The sequence below is a fragment of the Oceanobacillus aidingensis genome, assembly GCF_042654105.1.
Taxonomy (GTDB): domain Bacteria; phylum Bacillota; class Bacilli; order Bacillales; family Amphibacillaceae; genus Oceanobacillus; species Oceanobacillus oncorhynchi.
Genome location: NZ_JBHSFT010000050.1, coordinates 242,531 through 266,515, shown reverse-complemented (window position 1 = coordinate 266,515; position 23,985 = coordinate 242,531). Strand labels below are relative to the sequence as shown.

At 39.8% G+C, this 23,985-nt stretch carries 28 protein-coding genes; 3 read left to right on the top strand and 25 right to left on the bottom strand.

All coding sequences use genetic code 11. The annotated features are described in order from the left end of the window. Window positions 1-21 precede the first annotated feature (21 nt). The 21 genes from ahrC to ACFO3P_RS22215 form a co-directional block, all read right to left on the bottom strand. Window positions 22-471 (bottom strand): transcriptional regulator AhrC/ArgR, encoded by a 450-nt coding sequence (gene ahrC / locus ACFO3P_RS22315; RefSeq protein WP_040985350.1) that lies wholly within the window; start codon window positions 469-471, stop codon window positions 22-24. Window positions 472-533: 62 nt separating this feature from the next. After that, window positions 534-1,343, bottom strand: a complete 810-nt coding sequence (locus ACFO3P_RS22310; protein WP_042534693.1) for a TlyA family RNA methyltransferase — start codon at window positions 1,341-1,343, stop codon at window positions 534-536. A gap of 42 nt (window positions 1,344-1,385) precedes the next feature. Beyond that, window positions 1,386-2,273 carry a polyprenyl synthetase family protein gene (locus tag ACFO3P_RS22305; RefSeq protein WP_042534696.1) on the bottom strand — a complete coding sequence of 296 codons (888 nt, stop codon included), beginning with the start codon at window positions 2,271-2,273 and terminating at the stop codon, window positions 1,386-1,388. A 1-nt stretch (window position 2,274) separates the two neighbouring features. Next, entirely contained in the window at window positions 2,275-2,517 is a 243-nt protein-coding gene (locus tag ACFO3P_RS22300; RefSeq protein WP_256704802.1) for an exodeoxyribonuclease VII small subunit, read from the bottom strand. Further along, entirely contained in the window at window positions 2,495-3,865 is a 1,371-nt protein-coding gene (xseA, locus tag ACFO3P_RS22295) for an exodeoxyribonuclease VII large subunit (protein WP_289584589.1), read from the bottom strand. The genes ACFO3P_RS22300 and xseA overlap by 23 nt, the downstream gene beginning before the upstream one ends. Beyond that, window positions 3,862-4,716 carry a bifunctional methylenetetrahydrofolate dehydrogenase/methenyltetrahydrofolate cyclohydrolase FolD gene (gene folD, locus ACFO3P_RS22290; RefSeq protein ID WP_042534702.1) on the bottom strand — a complete coding sequence of 285 codons (855 nt, stop codon included), beginning with the start codon at window positions 4,714-4,716 and terminating at the stop codon, window positions 3,862-3,864. The genes xseA and folD overlap by 4 nt, the downstream gene beginning before the upstream one ends. Before the next feature lie 14 nt (window positions 4,717-4,730). Then, window positions 4,731-5,111, bottom strand: coding sequence for a transcription antitermination factor NusB (nusB, locus tag ACFO3P_RS22285; RefSeq protein ID WP_042534704.1), 381 nt, complete (start codon window positions 5,109-5,111; stop codon window positions 4,731-4,733). 305 nt (window positions 5,112-5,416) lie between these two features. Beyond that, the gene (locus tag ACFO3P_RS22280; protein WP_042534706.1) at window positions 5,417-5,800 is read right to left on the bottom strand and encodes an Asp23/Gls24 family envelope stress response protein; all 384 of its coding nucleotides are present in this window, start codon (window positions 5,798-5,800) and stop codon (window positions 5,417-5,419) included. Between the two features lie 12 nt (window positions 5,801-5,812). Beyond that, entirely contained in the window at window positions 5,813-7,186 is a 1,374-nt protein-coding gene (gene accC / locus ACFO3P_RS22275) for an acetyl-CoA carboxylase biotin carboxylase subunit (RefSeq protein WP_042534708.1), read from the bottom strand. Between the two features lie 13 nt (window positions 7,187-7,199). Continuing rightward, the gene (gene accB / locus ACFO3P_RS22270; RefSeq protein ID WP_042534709.1) at window positions 7,200-7,691 is read right to left on the bottom strand and encodes an acetyl-CoA carboxylase biotin carboxyl carrier protein; all 492 of its coding nucleotides are present in this window, start codon (window positions 7,689-7,691) and stop codon (window positions 7,200-7,202) included. Between the two features lie 239 nt (window positions 7,692-7,930). Next, the gene (locus ACFO3P_RS22265; protein ID WP_084612991.1) at window positions 7,931-8,602 is read right to left on the bottom strand and encodes a SpoIIIAH-like family protein; all 672 of its coding nucleotides are present in this window, start codon (window positions 8,600-8,602) and stop codon (window positions 7,931-7,933) included. A 13-nt stretch (window positions 8,603-8,615) separates the two neighbouring features. Next, the gene (gene spoIIIAG, locus ACFO3P_RS22260) at window positions 8,616-9,254 is read right to left on the bottom strand and encodes a stage III sporulation protein AG (protein WP_042534710.1); all 639 of its coding nucleotides are present in this window, start codon (window positions 9,252-9,254) and stop codon (window positions 8,616-8,618) included. Further along, window positions 9,251-9,877 (bottom strand): stage III sporulation protein AF, encoded by a 627-nt coding sequence (gene spoIIIAF / locus ACFO3P_RS22255; protein ID WP_226895092.1) that lies wholly within the window; start codon window positions 9,875-9,877, stop codon window positions 9,251-9,253. Before spoIIIAF ends, spoIIIAG begins: the two co-directional genes overlap by 4 nt. Window positions 9,878-9,883: 6 nt before the next feature. Continuing rightward, window positions 9,884-11,053 (bottom strand): stage III sporulation protein AE, encoded by a 1,170-nt coding sequence (spoIIIAE, locus tag ACFO3P_RS22250; protein WP_042536313.1) that lies wholly within the window; start codon window positions 11,051-11,053, stop codon window positions 9,884-9,886. 79 nt (window positions 11,054-11,132) lie between these two features. Beyond that, window positions 11,133-11,525, bottom strand: coding sequence for a stage III sporulation protein AD (gene spoIIIAD / locus ACFO3P_RS22245; protein ID WP_042534713.1), 393 nt, complete (start codon window positions 11,523-11,525; stop codon window positions 11,133-11,135). An 11-nt stretch (window positions 11,526-11,536) separates the two neighbouring features. Next, window positions 11,537-11,737, bottom strand: coding sequence for a stage III sporulation protein AC (gene spoIIIAC, locus ACFO3P_RS22240; RefSeq protein ID WP_042534715.1), 201 nt, complete (start codon window positions 11,735-11,737; stop codon window positions 11,537-11,539). A 33-nt stretch (window positions 11,738-11,770) separates the two neighbouring features. Then, the gene (gene spoIIIAB, locus ACFO3P_RS22235) at window positions 11,771-12,283 is read right to left on the bottom strand and encodes a stage III sporulation protein SpoIIIAB (protein WP_042534717.1); all 513 of its coding nucleotides are present in this window, start codon (window positions 12,281-12,283) and stop codon (window positions 11,771-11,773) included. Further along, on the bottom strand, window positions 12,252-13,205 hold the full coding sequence (spoIIIAA, locus tag ACFO3P_RS22230; protein WP_042534718.1) for a stage III sporulation protein AA: 954 nt from the start codon (window positions 13,203-13,205) through the stop codon (window positions 12,252-12,254). The genes spoIIIAB and spoIIIAA overlap by 32 nt, the downstream gene beginning before the upstream one ends. Window positions 13,206-13,433: 228 nt before the next feature. Continuing rightward, window positions 13,434-13,991 (bottom strand): elongation factor P, encoded by a 558-nt coding sequence (gene efp / locus ACFO3P_RS22225; protein ID WP_042534720.1) that lies wholly within the window; start codon window positions 13,989-13,991, stop codon window positions 13,434-13,436. A gap of 21 nt (window positions 13,992-14,012) precedes the next feature. Continuing rightward, the gene (locus ACFO3P_RS22220; protein WP_042534722.1) at window positions 14,013-15,074 is read right to left on the bottom strand and encodes a M24 family metallopeptidase; all 1,062 of its coding nucleotides are present in this window, start codon (window positions 15,072-15,074) and stop codon (window positions 14,013-14,015) included. 81 nt (window positions 15,075-15,155) lie between these two features. After that, window positions 15,156-15,662 carry a YqhR family membrane protein gene (locus ACFO3P_RS22215; protein WP_042534724.1) on the bottom strand — a complete coding sequence of 169 codons (507 nt, stop codon included), beginning with the start codon at window positions 15,660-15,662 and terminating at the stop codon, window positions 15,156-15,158. A 284-nt stretch (window positions 15,663-15,946) separates the two neighbouring features. Here ACFO3P_RS22215 and ACFO3P_RS22210 point away from each other — a divergent pair, with 284 nt between their 5' ends. Then, window positions 15,947-16,330, top strand: coding sequence for an SA1362 family protein (locus tag ACFO3P_RS22210; protein WP_042534726.1), 384 nt, complete (start codon window positions 15,947-15,949; stop codon window positions 16,328-16,330). Between the two features lie 146 nt (window positions 16,331-16,476). On the opposite strand, the gene ACFO3P_RS22205 is transcribed toward ACFO3P_RS22210, so the two are convergent. Then, window positions 16,477-17,367 carry a patatin-like phospholipase family protein gene (locus ACFO3P_RS22205; protein ID WP_042534728.1) on the bottom strand — a complete coding sequence of 297 codons (891 nt, stop codon included), beginning with the start codon at window positions 17,365-17,367 and terminating at the stop codon, window positions 16,477-16,479. A gap of 138 nt (window positions 17,368-17,505) precedes the next feature. Beyond that, window positions 17,506-17,925, bottom strand: a complete 420-nt coding sequence (gene mntR, locus ACFO3P_RS22200) for a transcriptional regulator MntR (RefSeq protein WP_042536314.1) — start codon at window positions 17,923-17,925, stop codon at window positions 17,506-17,508. 691 nt (window positions 17,926-18,616) lie between these two features. Here mntR and ACFO3P_RS22195 point away from each other — a divergent pair. Both ACFO3P_RS22195 and ACFO3P_RS22190 read left to right on the top strand, forming a co-directional pair. Beyond that, on the top strand, window positions 18,617-19,591 hold the full coding sequence (locus ACFO3P_RS22195) for an ABC transporter ATP-binding protein (protein WP_042534732.1): 975 nt from the start codon (window positions 18,617-18,619) through the stop codon (window positions 19,589-19,591). Next, window positions 19,578-20,351, top strand: a complete 774-nt coding sequence (locus tag ACFO3P_RS22190; RefSeq protein WP_042534734.1) for an ABC transporter permease — start codon at window positions 19,578-19,580, stop codon at window positions 20,349-20,351. The genes ACFO3P_RS22195 and ACFO3P_RS22190 overlap by 14 nt, the downstream gene beginning before the upstream one ends. 283 nt (window positions 20,352-20,634) lie before the next feature. On the opposite strand, the gene ACFO3P_RS22185 is transcribed toward ACFO3P_RS22190, so the two are convergent. Beyond that, window positions 20,635-21,144, bottom strand: coding sequence for a GrpB family protein (locus tag ACFO3P_RS22185; RefSeq protein WP_042534736.1), 510 nt, complete (start codon window positions 21,142-21,144; stop codon window positions 20,635-20,637). A 94-nt stretch (window positions 21,145-21,238) separates the two neighbouring features. After that, window positions 21,239-23,803 (bottom strand): vitamin B12-dependent ribonucleotide reductase, encoded by a 2,565-nt coding sequence (locus tag ACFO3P_RS22180; protein ID WP_289584588.1) that lies wholly within the window; start codon window positions 23,801-23,803, stop codon window positions 21,239-21,241. Window positions 23,804-23,985 lie beyond the last annotated feature (182 nt).

The window sequence follows — 23,985 nt, the reverse complement described above, 5'->3', positions numbered from 1 at the left end:
CCTCACCCCGACTAAATAATTTTAAAGCATTCCAATTAATCGATTTTTGATATCCTCCGCATGTTCAGGTGTCCTGCATATAATTAAACAAGTATCGTCCCCGCAGATGGTTCCCATGATTTCTTCCCAATCCAAATTGTCGATCAAGACGCCGACTGCGTGGGCATTTCCAGGGAGTGTTTTTAAAATAATAAAATGACTTGCATTCTCTATTTTGACAAACGTATCCACAATCAACCGCTGCAGTTTTTGCAGCGGATTAAAACGCTGATCTGCAGGCAGGCTATACTTATATTGACCTGTATTCGTCGGTACCTTTACCAATTGCAGTTCTTTAATATCCCGTGATACGGTAGCCTGTGTGACGTTATAGCCAAGATTTTTTAATGAATCGACAAGCTCATCTTGTGTTTCAATAATGTTTTCTGTGATCAGTTCACGAATTTTAATATGGCGTTGTATTTTACTCACGTATAAACCCTCCTTATAGTGCATACATCTTCTTATAATGTGATATGTCATGTGTTCCAGAATTATTGAGTCAATGCCTGCTGTGCTTCCCTGACAACTTCTTCTAATCCGATTTCTTTTGGCGTTTCTTCATTTCTCCATTTGAAATGTGCCAGAAATTCAATATTGCCTTCTGTTCCTTTAATAGGAGAGTATGTTATATCTACTAAAGTAAATGAAGCCATCGCTGCATAATTTACCACTTTTTCGAGAACCTCCAGATGAATTGCCGGATCTCTGACAATCCCTTTTTCACCAACCTGGTCTCTTAAAGCCTCAAATTGCGGCTTTATTAACGCAATAACATCATTCTTTTCATGCAGTAATGTCGCCAGAACAGGGAATATATGCTTCAGCGAAATAAAAGAAACATCAATAGAAGCAACTTCAGGCAAACCATACTCGAGCGTCTCTGGTGTAACATGTCTGAAGTTTGTCCGTTCCATCTCAATCACACGAGGGTCGTTCCGGAGCTTCCAATCTAATTGATTATAGCCGACATCAATGGCATAGCATTTTTTAGCGCCATTTTTTAAAGCACAATCTGTAAAACCACCTGTCGACGAGCCGATGTCCATAAAAATTTTATCTGAAATAGACACTGAAAATAATTGAAGAGCTTTTTCAAGCTTATAGCCGCCGCGGCCTACATATTTTAAACGTTTATCTTTGATTCGGAGCGGCTTATTGACAGGAACAAGGCTTCCCGGCTTATCCACACGCTCTTCTCCTGAATAAACCAGTCCCGCCATCACCGCACGTTTCGCTTTTTCCATATCTTCCGCCAATTCTCTTTCTACTAATAGCTCAGCAATTTTTTTCTTTTTTTTCATAACCCGTTTCCTTTACATAATATAATGTGTCAACACACGCTTTTAGTGGTCTCTTTCACTAAAGTAATCCGTCAACGCTTTTAAAAGAGAATCTTCTGCGCCGGCTAATTTCAAGTTCTCATATGCTTGTTGAACGTATTTTTCTTTTTGCGCAATTGCACCTTCCAGGCCTAATAATTTAGGGTACGTGCTTTTTTCGTTTAATTCATCGCTGCCTACCCGTTTTCCCAGCTTTTCTTCCTCGCCGGAAACATCCAGGATATCATCCTGCACCTGAAAAATAAGCCCTAAATAATAAGCATATTTCTCTAAATAACGTACCTGCTCTTCTGTTGCATTTGCTAAATACGCTCCTGCAAAAATAGCGAAACGAATCAGTTCTCCTGTTTTCAAGGCATGAATTTCTTCCATGGCTTCTAACGAAACAGATTGTTTCTCTGCTTCCATATCAAGAATCTGTCCGCCGACCATCCCTTTCGGACCGCTGCAGGCAGTTAATTCTCTGGTGAGCGTCACCTTTTCATCTGCAGTAAGCAATGGATCATTTAGAATTAATTCAAAGCTGTAGGTCAACAAGGCATCGCCCGCAAGAATGGCTGTAGCTTCATCAAATTTTTTATGATTCGTTAACATACCGCGCCGGTAATCATCATCATCCATGGCCGGCAAATCATCATGAATGAGTGAATAGGTATGTATCATCTCAAGAGCAATCGCCGATGACATCGCTTTTTGAACATCCTGGCCGTATGCTTCATAGCTGGCAAATAATAAAATAGGACGCAATCTCTTTCCTCCGGCATCTAAGGAATAAAGCATGGACTGTTTTAAATTACCCGGTATTTCCAGCTTGTTAAAACAGCTTGTATACGCTTTTTCGAGCTCCTCCTGATAATACGTTAAATATGCCTGTAATCGTTTATGCGCCATCTTATTTGTCCTCCTCTACTTCAAACGGCTCCAGTTCACCCTGCTCATTTAAAATATGAACCATTTTTTCCTGTACATTGGTTAATTTTTCATTGCATAGCTTAGAGAGCTTCATCCCATCATGATAATACTCAATCGCTTTTTCAAGAGGAACATCGCCTTCCTCCAGTTTATTGACAATAACTTCGAGCTTTTCCATCGCTTGCTCAAAGGTTAATTCATCATATTTCTTTTCTTCCGCCACTCTGATCTACCTCCTTTATCTTTTGTACGTTTGCATGTAGATATCCGTCCTGCAGCCGTACATCGATTGGATCTCCTTCGTTCACATCCTTGATGGATTTAATCACATCACCATCTTGACTATAGCTGATCCCATAACCTCGTGCCATAACAGCAAGCGGGTTAACCAGTGTTAATTTGTTGATAGAAGTCTGTAAGTCGCTTTCTGTTTTTGCAAACAGCTGTTTCATGGATCGGTTTAACTCCGCCAGCAATTTACTATTTTTATCTGCTGCTGTTTTTATTTCCTGCTCCGGATGCTGTGTATCCAGCCTCTGTTTAAGATGCGTGTAACGAAGCTGCTTCTGTTCCATTCTTGCTTTTAACGACTTGTTTAATGAATCCAGCATCGAATCCAGTTCTTGTTCTTTTTGGGCAATCAGCTGTTTCGGGTATTTAAATGCATAGGTTTGGCTTAATGATTCCAATCGTTTACGATGCATTTGTATATCTGTACGCATCACCTGTGACAGACGCTGCGCTAAATACGATACTTTATCAAGCTGTTCCTTTTGCGAAGGGACAGCTAACTCAGCTGCTCCTGTCGGCGTCGGCGCACGTAAATCAGATACAAAATCAGCAATTGTTGTATCTGTTTCATGCCCCACAGCAGAAATAACAGGAATCTCCGATGCATAAATCGCTCGTGCCACTGCTTCTTCGTTAAAGCTCCACAACTCCTCAATCGACCCGCCACCGCGGCCGACAATCAAAACGTCATACTCCTCTGGAAAAGCATTCGCATATTGAATCTTTTTCACAATGGAACTGGTCGCCTGCGGACCCTGCACAGATACCGGCAGCACTGTAATCTTCACAGAAGGTGCTCTTCTTTCAATCGTTGTCACAATATCACGGACAGCTGCCCCGGTTGGAGATGTAATGACGCCGACATGATTCGGGTAAGCAGGAATCTTTTTTTTCTGGTCATCAAGAAATAAGCCTTCTGTTTGCAATTTTTCTTTCAATTGCTCAAAAGCCTGATACAACGCCCCGATGCCGTCTGGCTCCATGTCACGGATATAAAGCTGATATTGCCCGCTTGCTTCATAGACACTTACCTCTCCCCGAATAAGCACACTCATGCCATTTTCCGGACGAAAAACAAGCCTGCTGTTATTCGAAGAGAACATCACTGCCTGGATACGGGCATTATCATCCTTAATGGTCATATACATGTGTCCGCGGCTATGGTGTTTAAAGTTAGATATTTCCCCTCGCAGCCAAACCTGTCGCAGATGGGGGTCTGTATCTATCTTACGCTTCACATACCTGGTTAGTGCAGTAACCGTCAGATAATTATCTTTCACTTTTCAGACAGTCCTTTAGCAGCCTTGATGGTATTTTTTAAAAGCATTGTAATCGTCATCGGACCGACACCGCGGGGAACTGGTGTAATATAAGATGCTTTTTCCTTCGCACTTTCAAATTCCACGTCACCAGTCAGCTTGCCATTGTCCATGCGGTTAATACCAACATCGATAACTACTGCTCCTTCTTTCACATAGCTTCCGTCAACAGCATGCTCTCTGCCCATGGCAACTACTAAAATATCTGCTTCCAACGCAAGTTCACGAAGGTTCTGCGTACGGGAATGACAATATGTAACTGTCGCATTTCTCTCTAACAGCAATAATCCCATCGGTTTTCCGACAATATTGCTGCGTCCGATAATCACAGCGCGCTTCCCTTCTATTTCAATATTTTTAGATTCAAGCATCGTCAGAATCCCATAAGGAGTACAAGGCAAAAAGGTTTCTTCTCCATTTACAAGCTTTCCAATGTTGACCGGGTGAAAACCATCTACGTCTTTTAAAGGAGAAATAGCGTGGATGACCTTTTGTTCGTCAATATGATCAGGCAATGGCAATTGAACAAGAATACCATGTACATCCTTATCATTATTCTGCCCTTCAATCACTTGTAACAGCTCCTGCTCGGAAACCGATTCCGGCAGCTCAATTAAGTTGGACGAGATCCCCGTGAAATCACATGCTTTTTCTTTCCCTTTCACATAAGATTTAGACGCAGGATTATCTCCTACCAGAATAACCGTTAAATGCGGGTGGATATTCTGTTGCTTTAAAATCTCTACTTCATGTTTCATTTCTTCTTTTAACTCATCTGACAGCTCTCTTCCGTTTAATAACTCTGCAGTCATGATCAATTCCCTCCTTATGAAATAACCTTTGATAAGACACCATTAATGAATTTACCGGATTGTTCATCTCCAAATGTATGCGCCAGCTCTACCGCTTCATTGATAGTTACATTTTGGGGGATATCCTCCATGTATAATAATTCATAAACAGCAAGTCTTAAAATAGTGCGTTCTACAGATGCAACTCGCTCGAGCGACCATTTTTCCAGGTTCTCCGATATTTTTAAATCAATTGTTTCTTTATACGTAATTACGCCTTCAATCAACATAGACAGAAATACGTCTTTCCGCTCTTCTTCCTTCAATGATTCCATTGCTAAACTTACCTCATCTTCATTCATATCTAACTGAAAAAGCGTCTGAAACGCTTTTTCTCTAGCTTTATGTCGATTCATCACACGTCTCCTTCTACATTCTTTCATTTACTGTTAAAATCATAACACGTTTCCCTTATTTTTGGCTAGGATACCGTATGCCCGCTTTTTTAAGAAAAATAAAAAAGAATTTACAAAGCTGAAGCCTTTTTTGCCAATTTATCAAAAAGAAAAACACAGGTCATTTGCCTGTGCTTCTCTTTGTTTTAAAACGTATATTCATACATCTGTCTTTATTTTTATTTTTTGAGGCATGAGTCATAAGGTATGTTCAAAAAATAACTAAATCTTTCCGCTTCTCATTTGAACATTTATTGTACTTGTATTTATACAATTTCCTGATTATCCATTTGAATACCTGCTACATGAACATTAACTTCTTCCACCTGGATAGAAGTCATGGTTTGAATATTATGCTTAATATTCGTCTGCAGCTTGGCAGCAACCTTTGGAATCGATTTTCCAAATTTAAGGATTACATAAATATCAATAATAGCACCATTATCCGTTAATTCTACGCGGACCCCTTTACCGTGGGATTTTTTGCCAAATTTCTCCGCAACACCCGTTGCAAAGCTGCCGTGCATTGATTTTACCCCATCTACTTCCGTTGCAGCAAGTCCTGCGATAACTTCAAGGACTTCCGGTACAATCTGTACACTGCCTAAGCTATCATCTTCAAGTATCTCTAATAATAGTTGATCACTCATTGCCTTCACTCCTTATTTGCTATCCTCATCTTCCTTTTCTTCGATGATTGGATATTCAGTTAAGAAATTCGTATTGAAGTCTCCCTCTTTAAACACAGGATGGCTCATGATTTGATATTGGAATGGAATGGTTGTATGCACTCCTTCAACAACAAACTCTTCCAAAGCACGCTTCATACGTTCTACGGCTTCATTTCTGGTGGAAGCATAAACGATAAGCTTCGCGATCATGGAATCGTAATATGGTGGAATTCTATATCCGCTGTAGGCGCCGGAGTCCACACGAACTCCAAGTCCACCAGGCGGCAGATACATTTCAATCTCCCCTGCGGAAGGCATAAAATTCTTATATGGATTTTCCGCATTAATACGGCATTCGATTGCATGTCCCTCAAATGTAATATCTTCTTGGGTAAACGCAAGCTCCTGACCGTCTGCAATTCGAATTTGTTCTTTAATCAGATCCACTCCGGTAACCATTTCTGTTACAGGATGCTCTACTTGAATACGGGTATTCATCTCCATAAAGTAAAATGCTTCCGATTGTCTGTCAAAAATGTATTCAATCGTTCCTGCACCGACATAATCCACGGCTTGAGCAGCTTTTACAGAAGCATCTCCCATCCGTTCTCTCAGTGTTTCATTGATTGCAGGGGAAGGTGATTCCTCCACTAATTTCTGCAGACGGCGCTGGATGGAGCAATCTCTTTCTCCAAGATGAACAACATTTCCATGCGTATCAGCCAGTATTTGAATTTCTACATGTCTAAAGTCTTCGATATATTTTTCAATATAGACACCTGGATTTCCAAAGGCGGTTTCCGCTTCCTTTTGTGTTAATTCCATTCCTTTTATTAGCTCTTCTTCGGAGCGGGCCACGCGGATTCCTTTTCCGCCGCCCCCGGCAGTTGCTTTAATGATAACAGGATAGCCTATTTCCAAAGCAATTTCTTTTGCATGCTCTACCCCTTCAACAATTCCTTCTGAACCAGGTACAACCGGTACATCAGCAGATTTCATTGTTTCCTTGGCGACATCCTTAATTCCCATTTTTTGAATGGCTTCTGGTGTCGGACCGACGAAGATTACATTGCATGCTCTGCAAATCTCTGCAAAGTCAGCATTCTCTGCTAAAAATCCATACCCCGGGTGTATCGCATCAGCCTCTGTCGACAATGCAACACTCATAATATTAGTTATGTTTAAATAACTGTCTTTACTCAGTTTTGGTCCAACGCAATATGCTTCATCCGCCAGCTCCACATGTAATGACTCTTCATCCGCTTCAGAATATATTGCAACTGTCTCTATGCCCATCTCCTTGCAGGCACGGATAATTCGGACAGCTATTTCTCCACGATTGGCAACTAATAGCTTTTTAATCAATTATTCCATCCCCTTACTTCTTCTTTACTCTAAATAATGGCTGACCATATTCTACAAGCTCGCCATTTTCAGCTAAAACTTCCACAATCTCTCCATTGGTTTCCGCTTCAATCTCATTAAATAATTTCATCGCTTCCACAATACATACGACTGTATTTGTATCTACTGTGCTTCCTTTTGTCACAAAAGGATCGCTGTCTGGAGAAGAAGAAGTATAAAATGTCCCGACCATCGGGGAAACAATCTCATAATCATAATCCGCTGAAGCCTGCGGCATTTCCTCTGCTTTTATATTTGGCTGTGTGTTTACTTCAGGCTCTGGTTCTTGAACTGCCGGAGCTTGAGGTTCTGCTGCGGCTTGAGACTGTGATTGAACGGTAGTAGTAACAGACCCTGTATTTTTTTTCATAGCTATGACTGCACCGTTCGCCTCATAAGAAAATTCGGTTAATGATGATTTATCGACCATTTGAATAATTTCTCTAATTTCATCTACTTGTAACATATTGGCACTCCTCATTTCGATTGTTATCTTTTTATAATTTCATGCTGGCTGTTTCATTACCTTCTAATATATTACGATAGAATGAACAAAAACATCAAGTCTACCGTAATCAAATCTGTATTAACTGGATGAAAAGCTGTTTTTATTATTATAACAGTTAATGCCTGTTAATGTTGGGATAAACTTGTTTTTTACATTTGTAAAGCCAGCAGCCCAAGGCGGGCTGCTGGCTTGTTGTTTTACTCTTCCGTTTCGGTTGTGTCTTCTGATTCTTCTCCTTCTTGGACTTCTCCCGTTTCTTCTGTCTCTTCTGTTTCGGCTGCTTCTTCTGTTTCCGTTGTATCTTCCATGTCTGTCGTTTCAGCAGTTGGCTGGAAATTAACTTCTGCTTTGACATCTTCTCCAAATTCATCACGGGCCATTTGCATGATATTCGCTGCTTCTGTTACAGGCAATTCTTCGGTTTTTACATGGATATGAACTTTTCCATTATTGGAACGGACAAGTACATCCTCATATTCCGTAGAAGCCAGCAGCTGCTCCTGAAGAATCAATTCTTTCGTTTCTAATTCCTCTAAGCCATCTATTTCTTGCAATGCTTCATCTTTTTCAGTAGCTGATGCATTAGCAGAAGCCACTACATCCGTTAACTGGCTTTTCTTCCGGCTGCGTTCATCCTGGATTTCCATACGGATGGTTGTAAACAATTCATCGCTGTCTACATTTTCTATATTATCCACTTCAATTCCTTCCTCAGATTGGGTTGCAGGAACCACATCCTCTGAAGCTGCGTCCTGCCCATCGTCCACAAAAGCTAAATCATTCCCATTTGCTGAAAAGATATAATAGACACTTAAAACAACCATCAAGCTTAACATCGTGAGTAACCATACTGTTTGTTTTTTTAACATACATTCTACCTCCTTAATTTTTAGGCATCACTGAGATTTTATGTGAAGGGACATCTAATACTCTGGATACTGCTTCAATGACTTGACTTTTCATCGATTGACTTTCCATGCCTTGTGCTACAATAAATACGCCCCGTACTTCCGGCTGTTTGGTTTGTACCAATAAAGGTGTTTCCTGATCGCCCTGACGATAAAGCACGACCTGATGATCATCCGTCTGATCCTCAACCACTCTAGAACCTCCGTTACGATCCGTTTCGTCTGTCGTCTGTTTACCTGTTGTTCTATTTTTTTCATAGACCTGCTCACTTGTTGCTTCTAAATTGATCATTACTTCTGTTTCTGAAACACCATCCATCTGATTCAGCATGCTGGATAATTGTTCGCCTAACTCATTCTCCAGGTCTTCTACTTCACCACCTGCCGATTCTGAAGCCGCTTCTTCCGAAATTTCCAGCTGTGAATCGTCATAAGGCACGGGCTGAACCTCCTCTTCCGGTTTTAATACATTACTGATAATCATAAATAAAATTCCCACCAGTCCTAAAATAACAATAAATCCTATTTTTTTAGACGGCTGCTTTTTTTCTTTCCCCGAAGCTTGTTCGCTATCCGTGGTCTGTTTTAAAAAGTGAGTCAGTTTATTTTTCAAAATCCCTCTCCTTCCCAATAGACCGTTATTTCTTTATCCTCAATTTCCCAAATTTCTTTTAAACTGGCCTCCATCTCTTGTAATGGCTCTTCCGAATGCGTTTCCTCCTCATTGCCCCATTCAATAACCACATCTTCAACCGTGTTCATCGCTCCTTCCCCTGGTTCTGATTCTGTTATATAAACAATGACCTCTGTCAGCTCCTCGTAGGATACGGAGTCCATTACAGAAAATTGGAAATCAATAGAGGCAATCTCTGCGTTAAATTCCTCTTTTAATGGTTCTGCCGCTATTTTTTCCAATTCAATAGCCATTTGTTCTAAAATATATGCATCTTGTCCACTTTCTATTTCTTTTTTTTCTAAATCTATTTGATTTTCTATCGAAGGCTGTCCTTGAAACTGACTTTCTATTTTGTTCATTGAGCTTGATATAGCAGTATTTATATCCGTATTAAACAAATAAAAAACAGGTTGAAGCAGAATCAAAATCAAGATTAAACTAATCGCCAGCCGCACATATTTTTGCAGATGATTTGCCGGCACAAGCAAATCGATTACGGAGGCCAGAATGATAAATAAAATAATCTGTGTCACCCAGTCTGTAAATATTTCGATTCTCATCAACCCCTATCTTAGTAAGACGGTTAAATTACTTGCTGCGACAATGATGACAATCCCAAGAAAGAACATCAGGGAGACTGCCAGCAAACAGGCTAAGATAAATAAAATATACGTGCTTACTGTATTTAAGCATTGCACGATCGGGCCCCCGCCAATCGGCTGTAATATTGCTGCCGCCAGTTTATAAATTATTGCAATGACTCCCACTTTCAAAGCCGGGAAAGCGACAATAAACAAAATAATAAACAGGCCAATCATGCCGACAGCATTTTTTAAAATGAGGGAGGCACTAAGAATGGTATCCGCAGCATCGGTAAATGTCCGTCCTAATACCGGTATAAAATTTCCTGTTACAAATTTAGCTGTTTTCATTGCTACTCCGTCTTGGATTGCTGTCGCAGTCCCCTGAACAGAAATAACCCCCAGGAAAATAGTTAAAAAAATTCCCAGACTGCCTACAGCAACGTTTCTAAAGAGATTGGCCAAATGCGTTACTTTAAAATGACTATTTAAACTGCTGATAATAATCAGCATGGCGGAAAGAAATAATAAAGGTAAAACAAAGGCTGAAATAAATACACCGCTAAAATGAATAAAGAATATAATAATCGGGTGAAAGAAAGAAACAGAAATCACATTGCCAAAGCTCGCCATCATTCCCAATACCAGAGGCAGCAGTGCAATCATAAAGCTTTGCATCGTATCAATCGCATCTTTTGTATATGAAGTTGCCAGATAAAAACTATTCAGTACGATAAACAACAGGACTAAAAAAACCACAAAATAAGCAACCTTGCTGACGGTTGTCTGCTCAAATGCAGATTGAATCGACTGGAGCACAACAGCAAATAAGGTCAGCATTAAAAGAGTCCCTAAAAGTTTTCCGTTGATAATCAGCTCATGGAGGAGGTAGCGCAAAAAATGCATCAGAATATCTTGAATGGAGAAGCTGTTTCCATTTTTAATCCATTCATAGATACTGATTTTTTGTAAATCAGGTAAGTTATCTCCGTACTCCATGATCAGCTGGTCCCAATAGGATTGAATTTCATCCAGTGAAATCTCATCTAATAAAGAGTTTTGAAGGGTTTCCTCCTCCTCTTCGGTCATTGGAGCATCCTCAGCTTGGACAACTGCTGAATTTCCTTGGCTAATAACAAGAGCGATAAATAGCATACATAGTATTCGGAGTAAGTTGACAGGTCTTTTAGACAATCTGGATACTCCCTTTCCCGGCTTCATTTTCTTTCGCCAATCAAACATTAGGGATAAAACCGATAATCGCTTCGATTACCGCAGTAATAATTGGAACAGCAAGCAGTAAAATAAATATTTTTCCTGCTAATTCAATGTATTTGGATACAGAATTCAGACCGGCGTCCTTCGTCAGATGAGCTCCGATTTCAGCAATATAAGAAATACCGATAATTTTTAAAATCGTTGTTAAATAAAGTCCTTGCACATTCGCCTGGTCGCCCAGCTTCCGAATGGTTTCAAATATTAATTGGACTTGCTGAATGATGGAGAAAAAGATAACAATACCCGTAATAAGAATAATTAAAAAAGCAAGCGAAGGCTGTACCTCTTTTACCAGGATATATAATATACTTGCGAGTACACCTAAAATCGTAATCTGGAGAATATCCATATCCAATCTCCTTAAAATAGAAATACAGATCTGATTTGCTGAAATAAATCTGAGAGTCCGTTCACCACGATGAGCAGAACAAGTATAAAGCCGATCAACGTAGCAAATTGGGCAATTTCTTCCTTGCCCATCTGTTTTAAAATCGTATGGATAAGCGCTACAATTATGCCTATACCAGCAATCTGAAATAGTATCAATGCATCCACAAACATGTACTTGCTCCTTCCCTGATGCCACTCATTTCATTACATAAACAATAGTGCCAGAAAGATACCGCACAGAAGTCCCAGCACGTTTGACAGCTTTCCATACGTTTGAAAACGTTCTGTGGCATTTTTCCACTGCTCTTCTAAATAGAGATTGGTTAATTTTATATGTTTTTTCTGCTGCTCAATATCATGCTGTCCCAGTGTTCTGCCAAACTGAAGCAATATCTCCAGATCGCTTTTTTGCAACGCAGATTGTCCAATTAACCTTTGCGCACATTCTTCCCATATCTCATCAAAATCTTTTTCTTTATTTTCCAGCTCCTCAGCCAGCTCCTGATAAAATAAAGCAGTCGGACCCTGCAGTTTCTTACTGATTAGTTGAAATGCTTCTTGTAATGGGACCTGGCTGTATACCATTTCCGCCTCTAAAATCTGAAGCGACTGCAATAATAATTGAATATGCTTGGGCCGCTGTTTTAATGATCTTCCCCATTCCCAGCCAAGTACTGTAGACATACTAATTAAAAGCAGCACGCCAATCCACTTCACCTTCACCACCTCTTTGCTTAAAACTGATCGGATTCCCGTCTTTGTCAAAGGCACAAGCTAGCTTTCCGATTTTTTTTCCCTGCCCTAACAGCAGGTAACGCTCAAAAATTAATTCCTGAACTATTTTTTGCATAATAGGGCGGCGGTATAAATCAGCCATATCTCCTGCATGCACTGTACAAATAACCTTCACACCTGCCTGGGATGCTTCGATAATCGCCTCCACATCCTTTTCTGTGCCAATCTCATCGACAATCAGAATATCGGGAGATAACGTACGAATCGCCATCATCATCCCTTCTGCTTTCGGACAGGCATCTAACACATCCGTTCTCATCCCTATATCATGCTGCGGAACACCGCGGATGGATGCTGCTATTTCGGAACGCTCGTCCACGATGGTTACTTTTTTAGAGCGGCCCGTAGCAGATTGACTGGCTATTTGCCTGCAGATATCGCGTATTACCGTTGTTTTTCCAGATTGCGGTGCTCCAAGAATCATAGTGTGATGGTATATCCCATCATAGATATAAGGCATCAGCATATCTGCACAGCCTTTTTTTTGCTTGGCAATACGAATATTAAAAAATGAAACAGGCTGAATCGCTTTTACTTTTTGATCCGCTGTTATAATACCTCCTGCAATACCGACACGATGGCCGCCCTCAATGGTTATAAACCCATTACGCAGCTCTTCTTCCAGCCGATACAGCGAATATTCACTCAGCTGGTTCAGAATAAAAACAGCTTCTTTCTTATGTGGCAACGGCTCGTCCAGCCAGCAAACAGCTGAGTCGAAAATAAATTCTATTTTTTGATGAATACGTACTCGAATTTCTTGAAGCTGTGACCAGCGATGACCTATAAGACCGTCTATCCGGTCCTGAAAAGATGGCGGAAAAAGTCGTAAAATCTCATTCATTCTAAAACCCCGCTTTTTGAAAATACAAAATCAGCTTGTTTTACTTAGAGATATATGTTTTTAAAATGAAATTATGCCCTGAGAGCTTTTTCTTTATTGAAAGGTTTGAAAGAGAGAGGAGTGATAACAAAGGGATTTCAAAAAATAGCTGAAGCCCGTCATTTATTTTTTTACATAAAAAAACAAGCAGTCTGCCGAAGATTCAGCAAACTGCTTGTGTTTATTAAATTATGCTCTGGAAACATATTTCCCATCCGCAGTATTAATAACGAGCACATCTCCTTCGTTAACAAAGAAAGGAACTTGTACAATATGTCCGGTTTCTAACGTAGCCGGTTTGGAACCTCCGCTCGCTGTGTCCCCTTTAATTCCAGGCTCTGTTTCTGTTACCGTAAGCTCTACGTTATTTGGAAGATCTACTCCGATAATTTCACCCTGATAGGTGACCACAGAAACTTCCATGTTTTCTTTAATAAATTTCAATTGATCTTTAATTTGACTTTCTGGAATTTCAATTTGTTCATATGACGCTGTATCCATAAATGCATGCGCATCGCCAGAAGCATATAAATACTGCATTTTGTTATTTTCAATATGCGCCTTTTCTACCTTTTCGCCGCCGCGGAACGTTTTTTCTTGAATATTTCCATTACGTAAATTACGGAGTTTTGAACGTACAAACGCCGCTCCCTTTCCTGGTTTTACGTGCTGGAATTCAATAACCTGCCAAATATCATTGTCTACTTCAATAGTTAAACCTGTTTTAAAATCATTTACTGAAATCATATTTTTTCCTCCTGTACCCTTTTATAATTGGATTAATTCTTTGGGAGCAAAGGTCAATCGCTCATTGCCGTCTTTTGTAATAACGATATCGTCCTCAATGCGGCAGCCGCCTACCCCTGGAACATAAATACCCGGCTCTACCGTTACGACCATGCCCGGTTCTAATATTGCTTCAGAACGAGTCGACAATCCTGGGCTCTCATGAACTTCCATTCCCACTGCATGACCTGTCGAATGACCGAAACGATCGCCATATCCTTTTTCCGTAATGTAATCTCTGGTCAAAGCATCTGCCTCTTTCCCGCTCATGCCAGCTTTTGTTCCTTTAACTCCACGAAGATTCGCCTCTAATACTATATCATAAATTTCACGCAGCGCCGCAGAAATTTCTCCAACAGCTACCGTTCTTGTGATATCAGAGCAATACCCTTCATATAATGCACCATAATCCAGTGTCACCAGTTCGCCCTCTGCCATTTGTTTATCAGATGCCACCCCATGCGGCAGAGCAGAACGTAAGCCGGACGCTACAATGGTATCAAAGCTGGAAGAAGTCGCTCCCTGTCTGCGCATAAAGAACTCTAATTCATTCGAGATATCGATTTCCTTCACTCCAGGCTCGATAAATGATTGAATATGCGCAAATGCGTCATCTGCAATTTTCGCAGCCTTTTTCATAATTTCCAGCTCATCAGGGGTTTTAATCATCCGTAGTGCCTCAACAATTCCTTCTACAGGAATCAACTCTTGAGAAAATTGATTTTGATATGTTTCAAATTGACTGTAAGTCGTATAATTTTTCTCAAAAGCCAGCCTCTTTACACCAAGCTTGTCGATTTGGTTCGCAATTTCCTGAATCATTCCTTGTTTATGCTCTATAATTTCAAATGCTGCCGCTTGTTCAGCAGCCTGCTCTGTATAACGAAAATCTGTAATAAATAGAGCCTTATCTGCAGTAATCAATGCTGTTCCAGCTGTGCCAGTAAAATTAGTCAGGTAACGTCTGTTATACGGACTGTCAATAATTATGGCGTCTGCTTTGTTTTCTTCCAGTTTTTCACGTAAGCGGTCCAATTTCGTCAAAAGGTTTCATCCTCTCCAAAATCTCAAGTATCATAAGTATTTTATCATATATAGATGCGTTTGAATAATCACAGAAAAATCCTAGCTTTTCTTTATGATGTCTTCGGTTTGCTGCGAATCCATATAATCATAGGAGATGGAATAGCCAATAAATGTGCCATATAAAATAAATAAGCAGATGGTTGTTATCCAGGTGTTCAAATTCCATTCCGTCACAGCAGGAATATCGTTAAATATGGGACGGAATAAAAGGAATATAAGAGCCCATAAGACAAAGCCGTATATAACTCCCACCCACATATACTTTATTTTTCTGAAAATCATATAATATACAAACGCGGTGAGCAGAGAAACTACCCCAGCCAGAATCGTTGTAAAGAAGATACCGAGCCACGTGTTTGTCCATCCTTCTGATACCCAGGAAGTCAGCAGATAAAACTTTGGTGCGACCTCCAAAAAATTAAAGTAATACATTACACTTGCAAGTAAACTGAATACAACCCCGCCTACAAATCCTGTGTACATCGATTTTTTTAATACAGATTCCTCATTATCATTTATTTGTTGTTTTTTTGATAAGCGCCTCATTAATAAACACCTCCACTCTCTAGTATGACCAAATCATGAAACTCGTATGAAGAAATAATCTTTCTGTTAATCTGCGGGAATATTTTTTATGAAAGAGGGAATAATTAATTAACAAGCAAACAGTTTCCACAGGATAACGTGATTTCTGTCCAGCCTTCGAGTATCTCGGATAATCATCCGACCGATATATATTAGCGGATTGGCAGAAGCTCCTTCACAGGCATCCTGCAGCATGATATGGTAAAATAGAAGTATAAATAATGTGTGAGAAAGGAGGATTTCAATTGAGAAATAAAGCAGTATCTATTTTTGTTTATTTGATTATTGCTTTTGCAGCTTTCGGTTTATTTACACAGCTATTTGGAAATACCGTTGCATTTCTTTCAAGACTATTGATTTCTATCGGGATAGGGGCAGCTATTTTTGGATTGGTTTATTTCTTTCTCATACGCAATAGGCAGCCTTCCGGACGACAGCGTGACAACATGAAAAAATATAAGCAGGCAGTAAAACAATCTAAATCCAAGTACGGTCATAAACAGGCTGTGAAATCGGCTGGTTCCAGCTATCAGAAAGCAAACCAAAAGAAAAGAAATCCTAAAAGAGCAAGTCATTTGCGTGTTATCGAAGGAAATAAAGCGAAGAAAAAGAACCGTGTTTCTTCTTAGAAATAAATTATTATAGAGCAGACCCTTGCAGGAGCTTAGATTCTAAGCTCCTTTTTTATATTCTCCCATTTCCCACAATAAAGCGCGTTCGAATATTATCCCATTCGAACGCGCTTTATCCATTACGTACCTCTGAAAAATAATAATTAACCACTCCATTTACGCAAAAATTTTTCACTGGATTCTTTTCCAATCCGACGCAGCTTCTCTCTGTTCTCCTCTGTTATATTAAAATTCATGGAATTCTGTTCAGGGGTGGGGACAAAAATAATATGATCTGCTTGATGCTTGGAAATATATCGGTTATCATGCGCCTGCTTCATTGTTGTGAAAAGGGAAGGAAACATATTGAGCGCATTTCGAATCTGACGCGGCTCTACAGATGTGGAAGAATCTGTTAACTTTACACCGATGACAGGACGTACCTGCTTCTCTTCTGCTTCTGAAAAAATCCACAATGGAAAATTGCTAAGCAATCCCCCATCTACGATAATGCTTTTTTGCTTATTTTTACCCTGTATGGATTTCGGCATAAAAAAATAAGGAAACCCGGCGCTCATCCGAATAGCGGCGGCTACCGAAAACGTATCTGGACGAATGCCATAAACTCTTTCTAAATCATCTGGGATTACAACCAATTTACCAAGCGATAAATCACTGACAACTACCTTTAACACACCTGGTTTTAAATCGCCAAACCGATATATATTCCGCTTGGATAATGCATCTCCCAGCCATGCTTCCAGCTTCTCCCCTTTATATAATCCTAATTGAAAATACAGAAATAACCACTTTGTAGCCGGCAATAATTTGGATAACAGCGGCGGATCAGCTAAACTCTGAACATCCAATGTTTTCATTAATTCTTTAATATCCTTAGAATGATAACCTGCTGCCAAAAGCCCGGCTATAATAGCTCCTGCAGAAGTTCCAGCTGCACGCTCCACCTGCAAATTTTTCTCCTCCCAGGCTTCCAACACGCCGACATATGCAAACCCCTTCACTCCCCCGCCAGAAAATACAGCATCAATTTTCATGACATCGCTCCATCCCTTATAGGTGCTTATTGATTTATACGTCTATCAGCTTGTTTATTATGCTTTTTCGCACCTGAAGATGAAGAAATGACCAGTTAAACCGCATCAAAAAAACCAGTCATTCCTGAGAATAACCGGTTACGTTTTATTAACTTCATTTATTTTTTGCAGATCTTTTCTCCGCTGTTCATCTTCTTTAAAATAAGCAACCACATCTGCTATCCTGTCAATCGAATTCCAGCTGAGATGATGCTCTATACCTTCTACATCATTATATATATGTTCTTCGTCCACTCCGATTAACTCCAGAAAATTTTCTAACAGATCATGTCTGAAGACAAGCCGTTCACCGATTTTCTTCCCCTTCGATGTCAGTACAAAACCGCGGTATTTTTCATAATCTAAATAATTATCCTTGTCCAATTTCTGGACCATCTTTGTCACAGAGGACGGGTGCACTTCTAATGCTTCTGCAATCGATGAAACCCTGGCATAGCCCTTTGCTTCAATTAAATTATAAATAATTTCAATATAGTCTTCCATGCTCGGTGTAGGCATAAAAAAGCTCCTTTCTATGTTTTGCCACAGAGAAACGTGAACACCTTCAATAAGAACGTTAATTTTTTTTATCAAAGGAAACTTTTTTTCTAATTTAATAATAGCTGATTTCCTTATAAAACTCAAGTTATTATCCTTTATTTGTATATTCACTTCCGCTTGCATCCTTTGCAGCAGGCAATAAGAAAAAAACAGGACTTCACTTGTTCTTTAAAACATCCGTTTTCTTGCCAAGGAGATGTCCGCTCCGGGAAGTCGCTTTCCGCGGGGTCTTCACCTGTTGCTTTTCCCGCAGAAATCGGCTTCCTTTCGCTCCCATCAAAGAAGAATTATGTTTTATTAGCTTTTTTACAAAGAAATAATCCAAATTCTAGCGACGCTTTTGGATGGGCAAGTAACCGCAATTCCAGTCCCAACTATAGCTCTGTCTGCGCTTATCGCTAAGTCTTCTTTAAAGAAAATGAGCTCAGGCCCAACGGAAGGCGAAGTGTATTTCTGTGGCCTAAGATTATTTCCCCCATGAAACCCGTTTGAACGGCTATTTTCAGCTTTTTTATTAACATTCTTATTCTTGAACAAATTAGCATATATTCCTTCAGATACGTCTAAAGACGGAGGTTATTTCCTTCGATGGATTGTTGTTCGGATTTTTGCTAATTGCTACAATTATTTCAGAAAGAGGAGGGATAACGTGGAAAAGATAATTGAGATCAGCCAGTTAAATAAAAGCTACCGGAAAAGAAAATCAAAAGAAATTGTTCAAGCGGTCAAAGACGTTGATTTTAATGTTTATAAAGGAGAGATTCTTGGTCTGCTTGGTCCTAACGGAGCCGGAAAAACGACTACGATCAAATTAATATGCGGTTTGTTATACCCGGACAGCGGCGAAATAAAGATAAAAGGAGTACCTAATACCGCGAAACGCTTAGAATCGTTACATCATATCAGCGCCGTGCTGGAGGGCAACCGTAATTTATATTGGCGGCTTACGGTGAGAGAGAACTTGGAGTATTTTGCCGGAAACAGAGGAAGGTCAAGAAAGGAAGTTAAAGAAGAGATCGATGAACTGCTGCAAATATTCCGTTTGAAGGAAAAAGAGAATGAGTTGGTAAACCGGCTTTCCCGCGGGATGCAGCAAAAATTAGCAATAGCTGTAGCGATGCTTGCTAATACGGAAGTCATGCTCTTAGATGAACCGACGCTTGGTTTAGATGTGCAAACCGGATTGGAGGTTAGAGAAATCCTGAAATCCATTGTTCAAAATTATCAGCGTACCGTTATCATCAGCTCTCATGACATGGAAGTGATTCAGGATATTTGTGATCGCACCGTTATTATTAATCAGGGAACTGTCGTTATCGATCAGCGCGTCGATGAACTGATAAAACTGTTTGAAGTACGCTCCTACAGACTGACTTTAAATGAAGCTTTGTCACCAGATCAGCAAAAAGCCATTTCCGCCCGTTTTCCGGCAAATGATTATGTAGAGGACGAACTATTCAGCTATCTTACTGTACAGCTTGAGAAAAGCGAGGATATTTATCAGATTTTTCAAGTATTACAATTGAACCGTACACCAATTGATTCGATTGACCGAAAATCGATTCGGTTTGATGAAGTATTTTTAAAAATTATTGAAGGAGACTTTCAACATGCTGTGGATTAATCTATTTCGAGCAAACCTGCGAAAGGAATACTTGGAACTGAAGCGTTATTTACCAAATACTCTTGCCCTTGTTTTAACCTTTTATTTTATCTTTTTAGGTTTATTTGGAGTAATACACTTTTTTGGGGATCCATCAACACAGGATGCGAATATTCAATTTGTGATTGTTAACTATATCTTCTGGTTTTTGGCACTTAGCGTCATTCAAATGTTTGGTTTCGAAATTGTAAATGAAGCCATTCGCGGAACGCTTGAACAATTGTCGATGTCACCGATGGGGATCTGGCGTATTTTAAGCACAAGGCTGATTGCCAGTACAATTATTTACGGAATCATTATTTCTATTTTACTGGTTATTACCATGCTGACAGCAGGACAATGGCTTAATATTGATATTGTATCTATTTTCCCTGTCTTTGTATTAACTGTTTTCGGAATGTATGGCGTCGGATTAATGGTCGGCGGGCTGGCCATTGTTTATAAACAAATTCAAGCCTTCCTGCAGATATTGCAATTTTTATTGGCTGGGCTGACCTTTATTCCGCTTGCTGCATCCCCTCTTATGTATTTTCTGCCTTTTGTTATTGGCGTTGATTTAGTCAGAGATATCATGATCGACGGACAGACTTTAATGGATATCGGCTGGCTGCCGCTGTTAATTTTATTTATAAATGCTCTCGTCTATTTTATCGCTGGTCTGCTCTTTTTTAAATACTGTGAACGCATGGCGATGAAAAAGGGATTGTTGGGGCAGTATTGATATAGGTTTAAATCTTGATGAATCATCCTGTCTGATTTTATAATCAGCAGGATGATTACTAACTTTCATAATGATTTTTTAAATATTCCGATTTATTTTCAGCTTATTTTAAGCGTATTAACCATGAAAGAGATGGTTATGGAAGAATAATCAGCTGCAGGCGAAATAGACTTTATTTCCTTTTTCACCTTTATTCCGATTAAATATGCAATAAAGCTGATAGAACAGACAGAAGCAATGGGCAATCAATGACCCTACAACTCCTTGATTAATTTATGCGCATTTACTTATTCCTAAACCAATTTAATGCCCGCTGTTCTACCCCCTCTACAAATGTTCTTTTTGCTTTACTGTAAAAAGTAGTATCATCGTATTTTAAGGCCAGTTCTTCTTTCAAATTACTCTCTCTCTCTGCTTCAATAGGGTGGTTCCTTAAATAATCTCGGAATACTAGGTGTCTCTCAACTTCGGGATTATTATATTGGTAAACATGAATATGATGTGTTCTGTTTTCCCCGCCCTTTCGGAATAATCGTCTATTTTTTATTCCCCACTCTCCAGCAACATCGTATCCCAGCAGACGCATCTGATCATTGAAAGCATCCATTTTATTGATATCTTTAACAATACATATCATATCAATAACAGGCTTTGCCTTCATTCCTTTGACTGCTGTGCTTCCGAAATGTTCAAATTTTATTATTTCACTTCCAAACACTCCACTTAAAAGTCGCACCTCATTTTCAAACATTTCAATCCATTTTTCGTTGTATTCAGACAGACGGATTTTCAAATAAACCTCTCCCTGTACATAGATTTTATATATCAAACTGTATTATATACCAAAAAAGAGGGTTCTGTTTATAAACAGAACCACTCTTTATGTCTTACAATCCACATTTCAATTGAGCACCACAGCTGGTACACGTATTACATCCGCCGATATCTTCTACACTGCCTTCTCGGCAGACTGGACAGGTATCTCCCACCTCAGATCCGATTGTTACATTTGTTTTATCTAATTCCTGAATGGTGTCCATAAGAACAATTTTTTTATCTTCTTTCTCATCCGGGAATAATTCTGTCTGCTCCCCTACTTGGTTATCCTCTGCTTTTAAGGTTAAGACCTGCGAATCTCTGCTTCCATCCACATAGACCGTACCGCCTTTGGCACCGCCCTTATACAGACGGCGGTAAACACTTTCTACCTGATCAACGGTATATCCTTTTGGTGCATTTACTGTTTTGGAAATCGAGCTGTCCACCCAGCGCTGAATCACACATTGTGTATCCGCATGCGCTTCCGGACTTAAGTCCATTGCGGTTACAAACCACTCCGGCAGCTCTTTATCCGCTGCTTCTGGATGTTCATTTAAATATTCTTCCACAATATCCGCTTTTACTTCGATAAATTTACCTAATCGTCCGCTTCTGTAGTAAGAAAAGGAGAAGTATGGTTCCAGTCCTGTGCTTACTCCGACCATCGTGCCTGTACTTCCAGTTGGAGCGACAGTCAGCAGATGCGAGTTGCGGATACCATGCTCTAATACGCCTTCCCGAATGTCTGCAGGCATTTTTTGCATATATCCCGTTTGGATGAAACGTTCACGGAGCGTTTTTGTTTCTTCCTCTGTTTCACCCACCAGGAAAGGAAAGCTTCCTTTTTCTTTCGCCAACTCGATTGAAGTGCGGTAAGCAGTAGCTGCCATGATTTCAAACACTTGGTCAATCAGCTTATTTCCTTCTTCTGAGCCATAAGCTGTTTCACAATAAATCAATAAATCATGCAGTCCCATCACGCCTAAGCCGACACGTCTTTCTCCTAAAGCCTGTTTTCTATTTTCTTCTAAGAAATATGGCGTTGCGTTAATTACATTATCCTGCATCCGCACACCAGTTTCTACAGTATCTTTTAATTTTTCTACATTTACCTTTTTGGTATCTTTATCTGCCATTTCAGCAAGGTTGACGGCAGCCAAATTACAAACAGAAAACGGAGCAAGCGGCTGCTCACCGCAAGGGTTTGTCGCAACAACCTGCTGACCATACGCTTTTGCATTTGTCATTTCATTGGCATTATCTATAAAGAAAATGCCCGGTTCTGCAGAGTATGTTGCACAAATATTAATCAAGTTCCACAGTTCCTTTGCTTTCACTTTCCGGTAAACCCGAACACCATAGCCCATTTCTTCCCATTTACGGACATCGCCCACCTCATACCATTGTTCATTATAGGCTTTCATTTCTTCCGGTGTATAATTTTCTACATCTGGAAAGCGCAGCTCATAATAATCGTCTTTTTCCACGGCTTCCATAAATTCCTTTGTAATACAGACAGAAATATTTGCTCCTGCCAGGAAATCCGGGTTATGGACGGAATACGTTCCTCCATCGCGCAATAACTCCGCCGCCTGCTTCATGGCAGCATCTGTGAAGCCGCCTTGGCCGGGGATGGCTTTATAATTGACGATTCCCTGATACAAATCAAATTCTGTTTCTGTCAGCGGGGTAAATTTTAACTTCTCATTTGCCAGCTGCTTCATTTGCTCGTCTTCTGTATTTTCTATTAAATAACGTAAAATACGCGGATTCTGCATTTTAGAAATAATAAATTCTACAATATCCGGGTGCGAATCGACGAGCATAATCATTTGTGCTCCGCGTCTGGAACCGCCCTGTTCAACCAGATTCGTCAATTTGGCGATATCATCCAGCCAGGAGACACTTCCTGAAGATTTTCCGTTGACTCCTCTGGCCAATGTATTTCGCGGTCTTAATGTGGAACCGTTCGTGCCGACACCGCCGCCACGTGACATAATTTCCATTACCTGTTTACGATGATCGGAAATGCCTTCGCGTGAATCTTTTACAAAAGGCATCACATAACAGTTAAAATAGGTTACATCGGTTTCAGCGCCTGCTCCATATAGCACACGTCCCGCCGGAATAAAATTCATAGAAGCCAATTGATTATAGAAAGCATCAAATGATCTGGCTTTTCTTTCTTCAGTTTCCTCCACTTCGGAAAGCCCGCTCGCATTTCTTTTGGCAATTTGTTCATAATAAATTTCCAACGGCTTTTCGATAACATCGAGTGAACGCGTAATCATCCCGCTTTCCCGTTCTTCTTCCTTATCTAAAACTCCGACATAATCGGATTCGACAGCTACTTCCGCCTTGTTTTCTTCCCAATTAATATCTATAATAAATCCTAGACCCCGAGCGGGAAATTTAGGGTCTGCTTTTACGGTTAAAACAACAAAATCACCTTTTTTTAATGTTTTTTTCTCTGTATCTTTATATGCATACCGGTCCAGCATGACCAATCTCGACACGCCTTGATGAGTGATATGCATTTCTTTTGTGATTGGGTGCACTGCTTCAAATTTTTTTATATCTTCATTAAGCGCCTCGATATTAACCTGCCTTAATGACTCGAAATGGATAGTCAATGTTATCGCTCCTTGTCTTGCAATTGATTACTTATTAGTTTATCATAACTCTTCTCCATAAAACAATATATAGTATCTAATTCATTATTCCGACACAATATATAGTTAATTATCAGAAAAGCAAGTAACTTTCATGCAATCTCTGGTTACTTTTTTTATTCCCTTAAAGCGGATTTGAAACA

Coding starts and splice junctions, on each gene's coding strand:
- ACFO3P_RS22310 (WP_042534693.1), bottom strand. CDS start 1,343: ATGAAAAAAAAGAAAAAAATTGCTGAGCTATTAGTAGAAAGAGAATTG.
- ACFO3P_RS22305 (WP_042534696.1), bottom strand. CDS start 2,273: ATGGCGCATAAACGATTACAGGCATATTTAACGTATTATCAGGAGGAG.
- folD (WP_042534702.1), bottom strand. CDS start 4,716: ATGACTGCAGAGTTATTAAACGGAAGAGAGCTGTCAGATGAGTTAAAA.
- nusB (WP_042534704.1), bottom strand. CDS start 5,111: ATGAATCGACATAAAGCTAGAGAAAAAGCGTTTCAGACGCTTTTTCAG.
- ACFO3P_RS22280 (WP_042534706.1), bottom strand. CDS start 5,800: ATGAGTGATCAACTATTATTAGAGATACTTGAAGATGATAGCTTAGGC.
- accB (WP_042534709.1), bottom strand. CDS start 7,691: ATGTTACAAGTAGATGAAATTAGAGAAATTATTCAAATGGTCGATAAA.
- ACFO3P_RS22265 (WP_084612991.1), bottom strand. CDS start 8,602: ATGTTAAAAAAACAAACAGTATGGTTACTCACGATGTTAAGCTTGATG.
- spoIIIAF (WP_226895092.1), bottom strand. CDS start 9,877: ATGAGAATCGAAATATTTACAGACTGGGTGACACAGATTATTTTATTT.
- spoIIIAE (WP_042536313.1), bottom strand. CDS start 11,053: ATGCTATTTATCGCTCTTGTTATTAGCCAAGGAAATTCAGCAGTTGTC.
- spoIIIAD (WP_042534713.1), bottom strand. CDS start 11,525: ATGGATATTCTCCAGATTACGATTTTAGGTGTACTCGCAAGTATATTA.
- spoIIIAC (WP_042534715.1), bottom strand. CDS start 11,737: ATGTTTGTGGATGCATTGATACTATTTCAGATTGCTGGTATAGGCATA.
- spoIIIAA (WP_042534718.1), bottom strand. CDS start 13,205: ATGAATGAGATTTTACGACTTTTTCCGCCATCTTTTCAGGACCGGATA.
- efp (WP_042534720.1), bottom strand. CDS start 13,991: ATGATTTCAGTAAATGATTTTAAAACAGGTTTAACTATTGAAGTAGAC.
- ACFO3P_RS22215 (WP_042534724.1), bottom strand. CDS start 15,662: ATGAGGCGCTTATCAAAAAAACAACAAATAAATGATAATGAGGAATCT.
- ACFO3P_RS22205 (WP_042534728.1), bottom strand. CDS start 17,367: ATGAAAATTGATGCTGTATTTTCTGGCGGGGGAGTGAAGGGGTTTGCA.
- mntR (WP_042536314.1), bottom strand. CDS start 17,925: ATGCCTACACCGAGCATGGAAGACTATATTGAAATTATTTATAATTTA.
- ACFO3P_RS22190 (WP_042534734.1), top strand. CDS start 19,578: ATGCTGTGGATTAATCTATTTCGAGCAAACCTGCGAAAGGAATACTTG.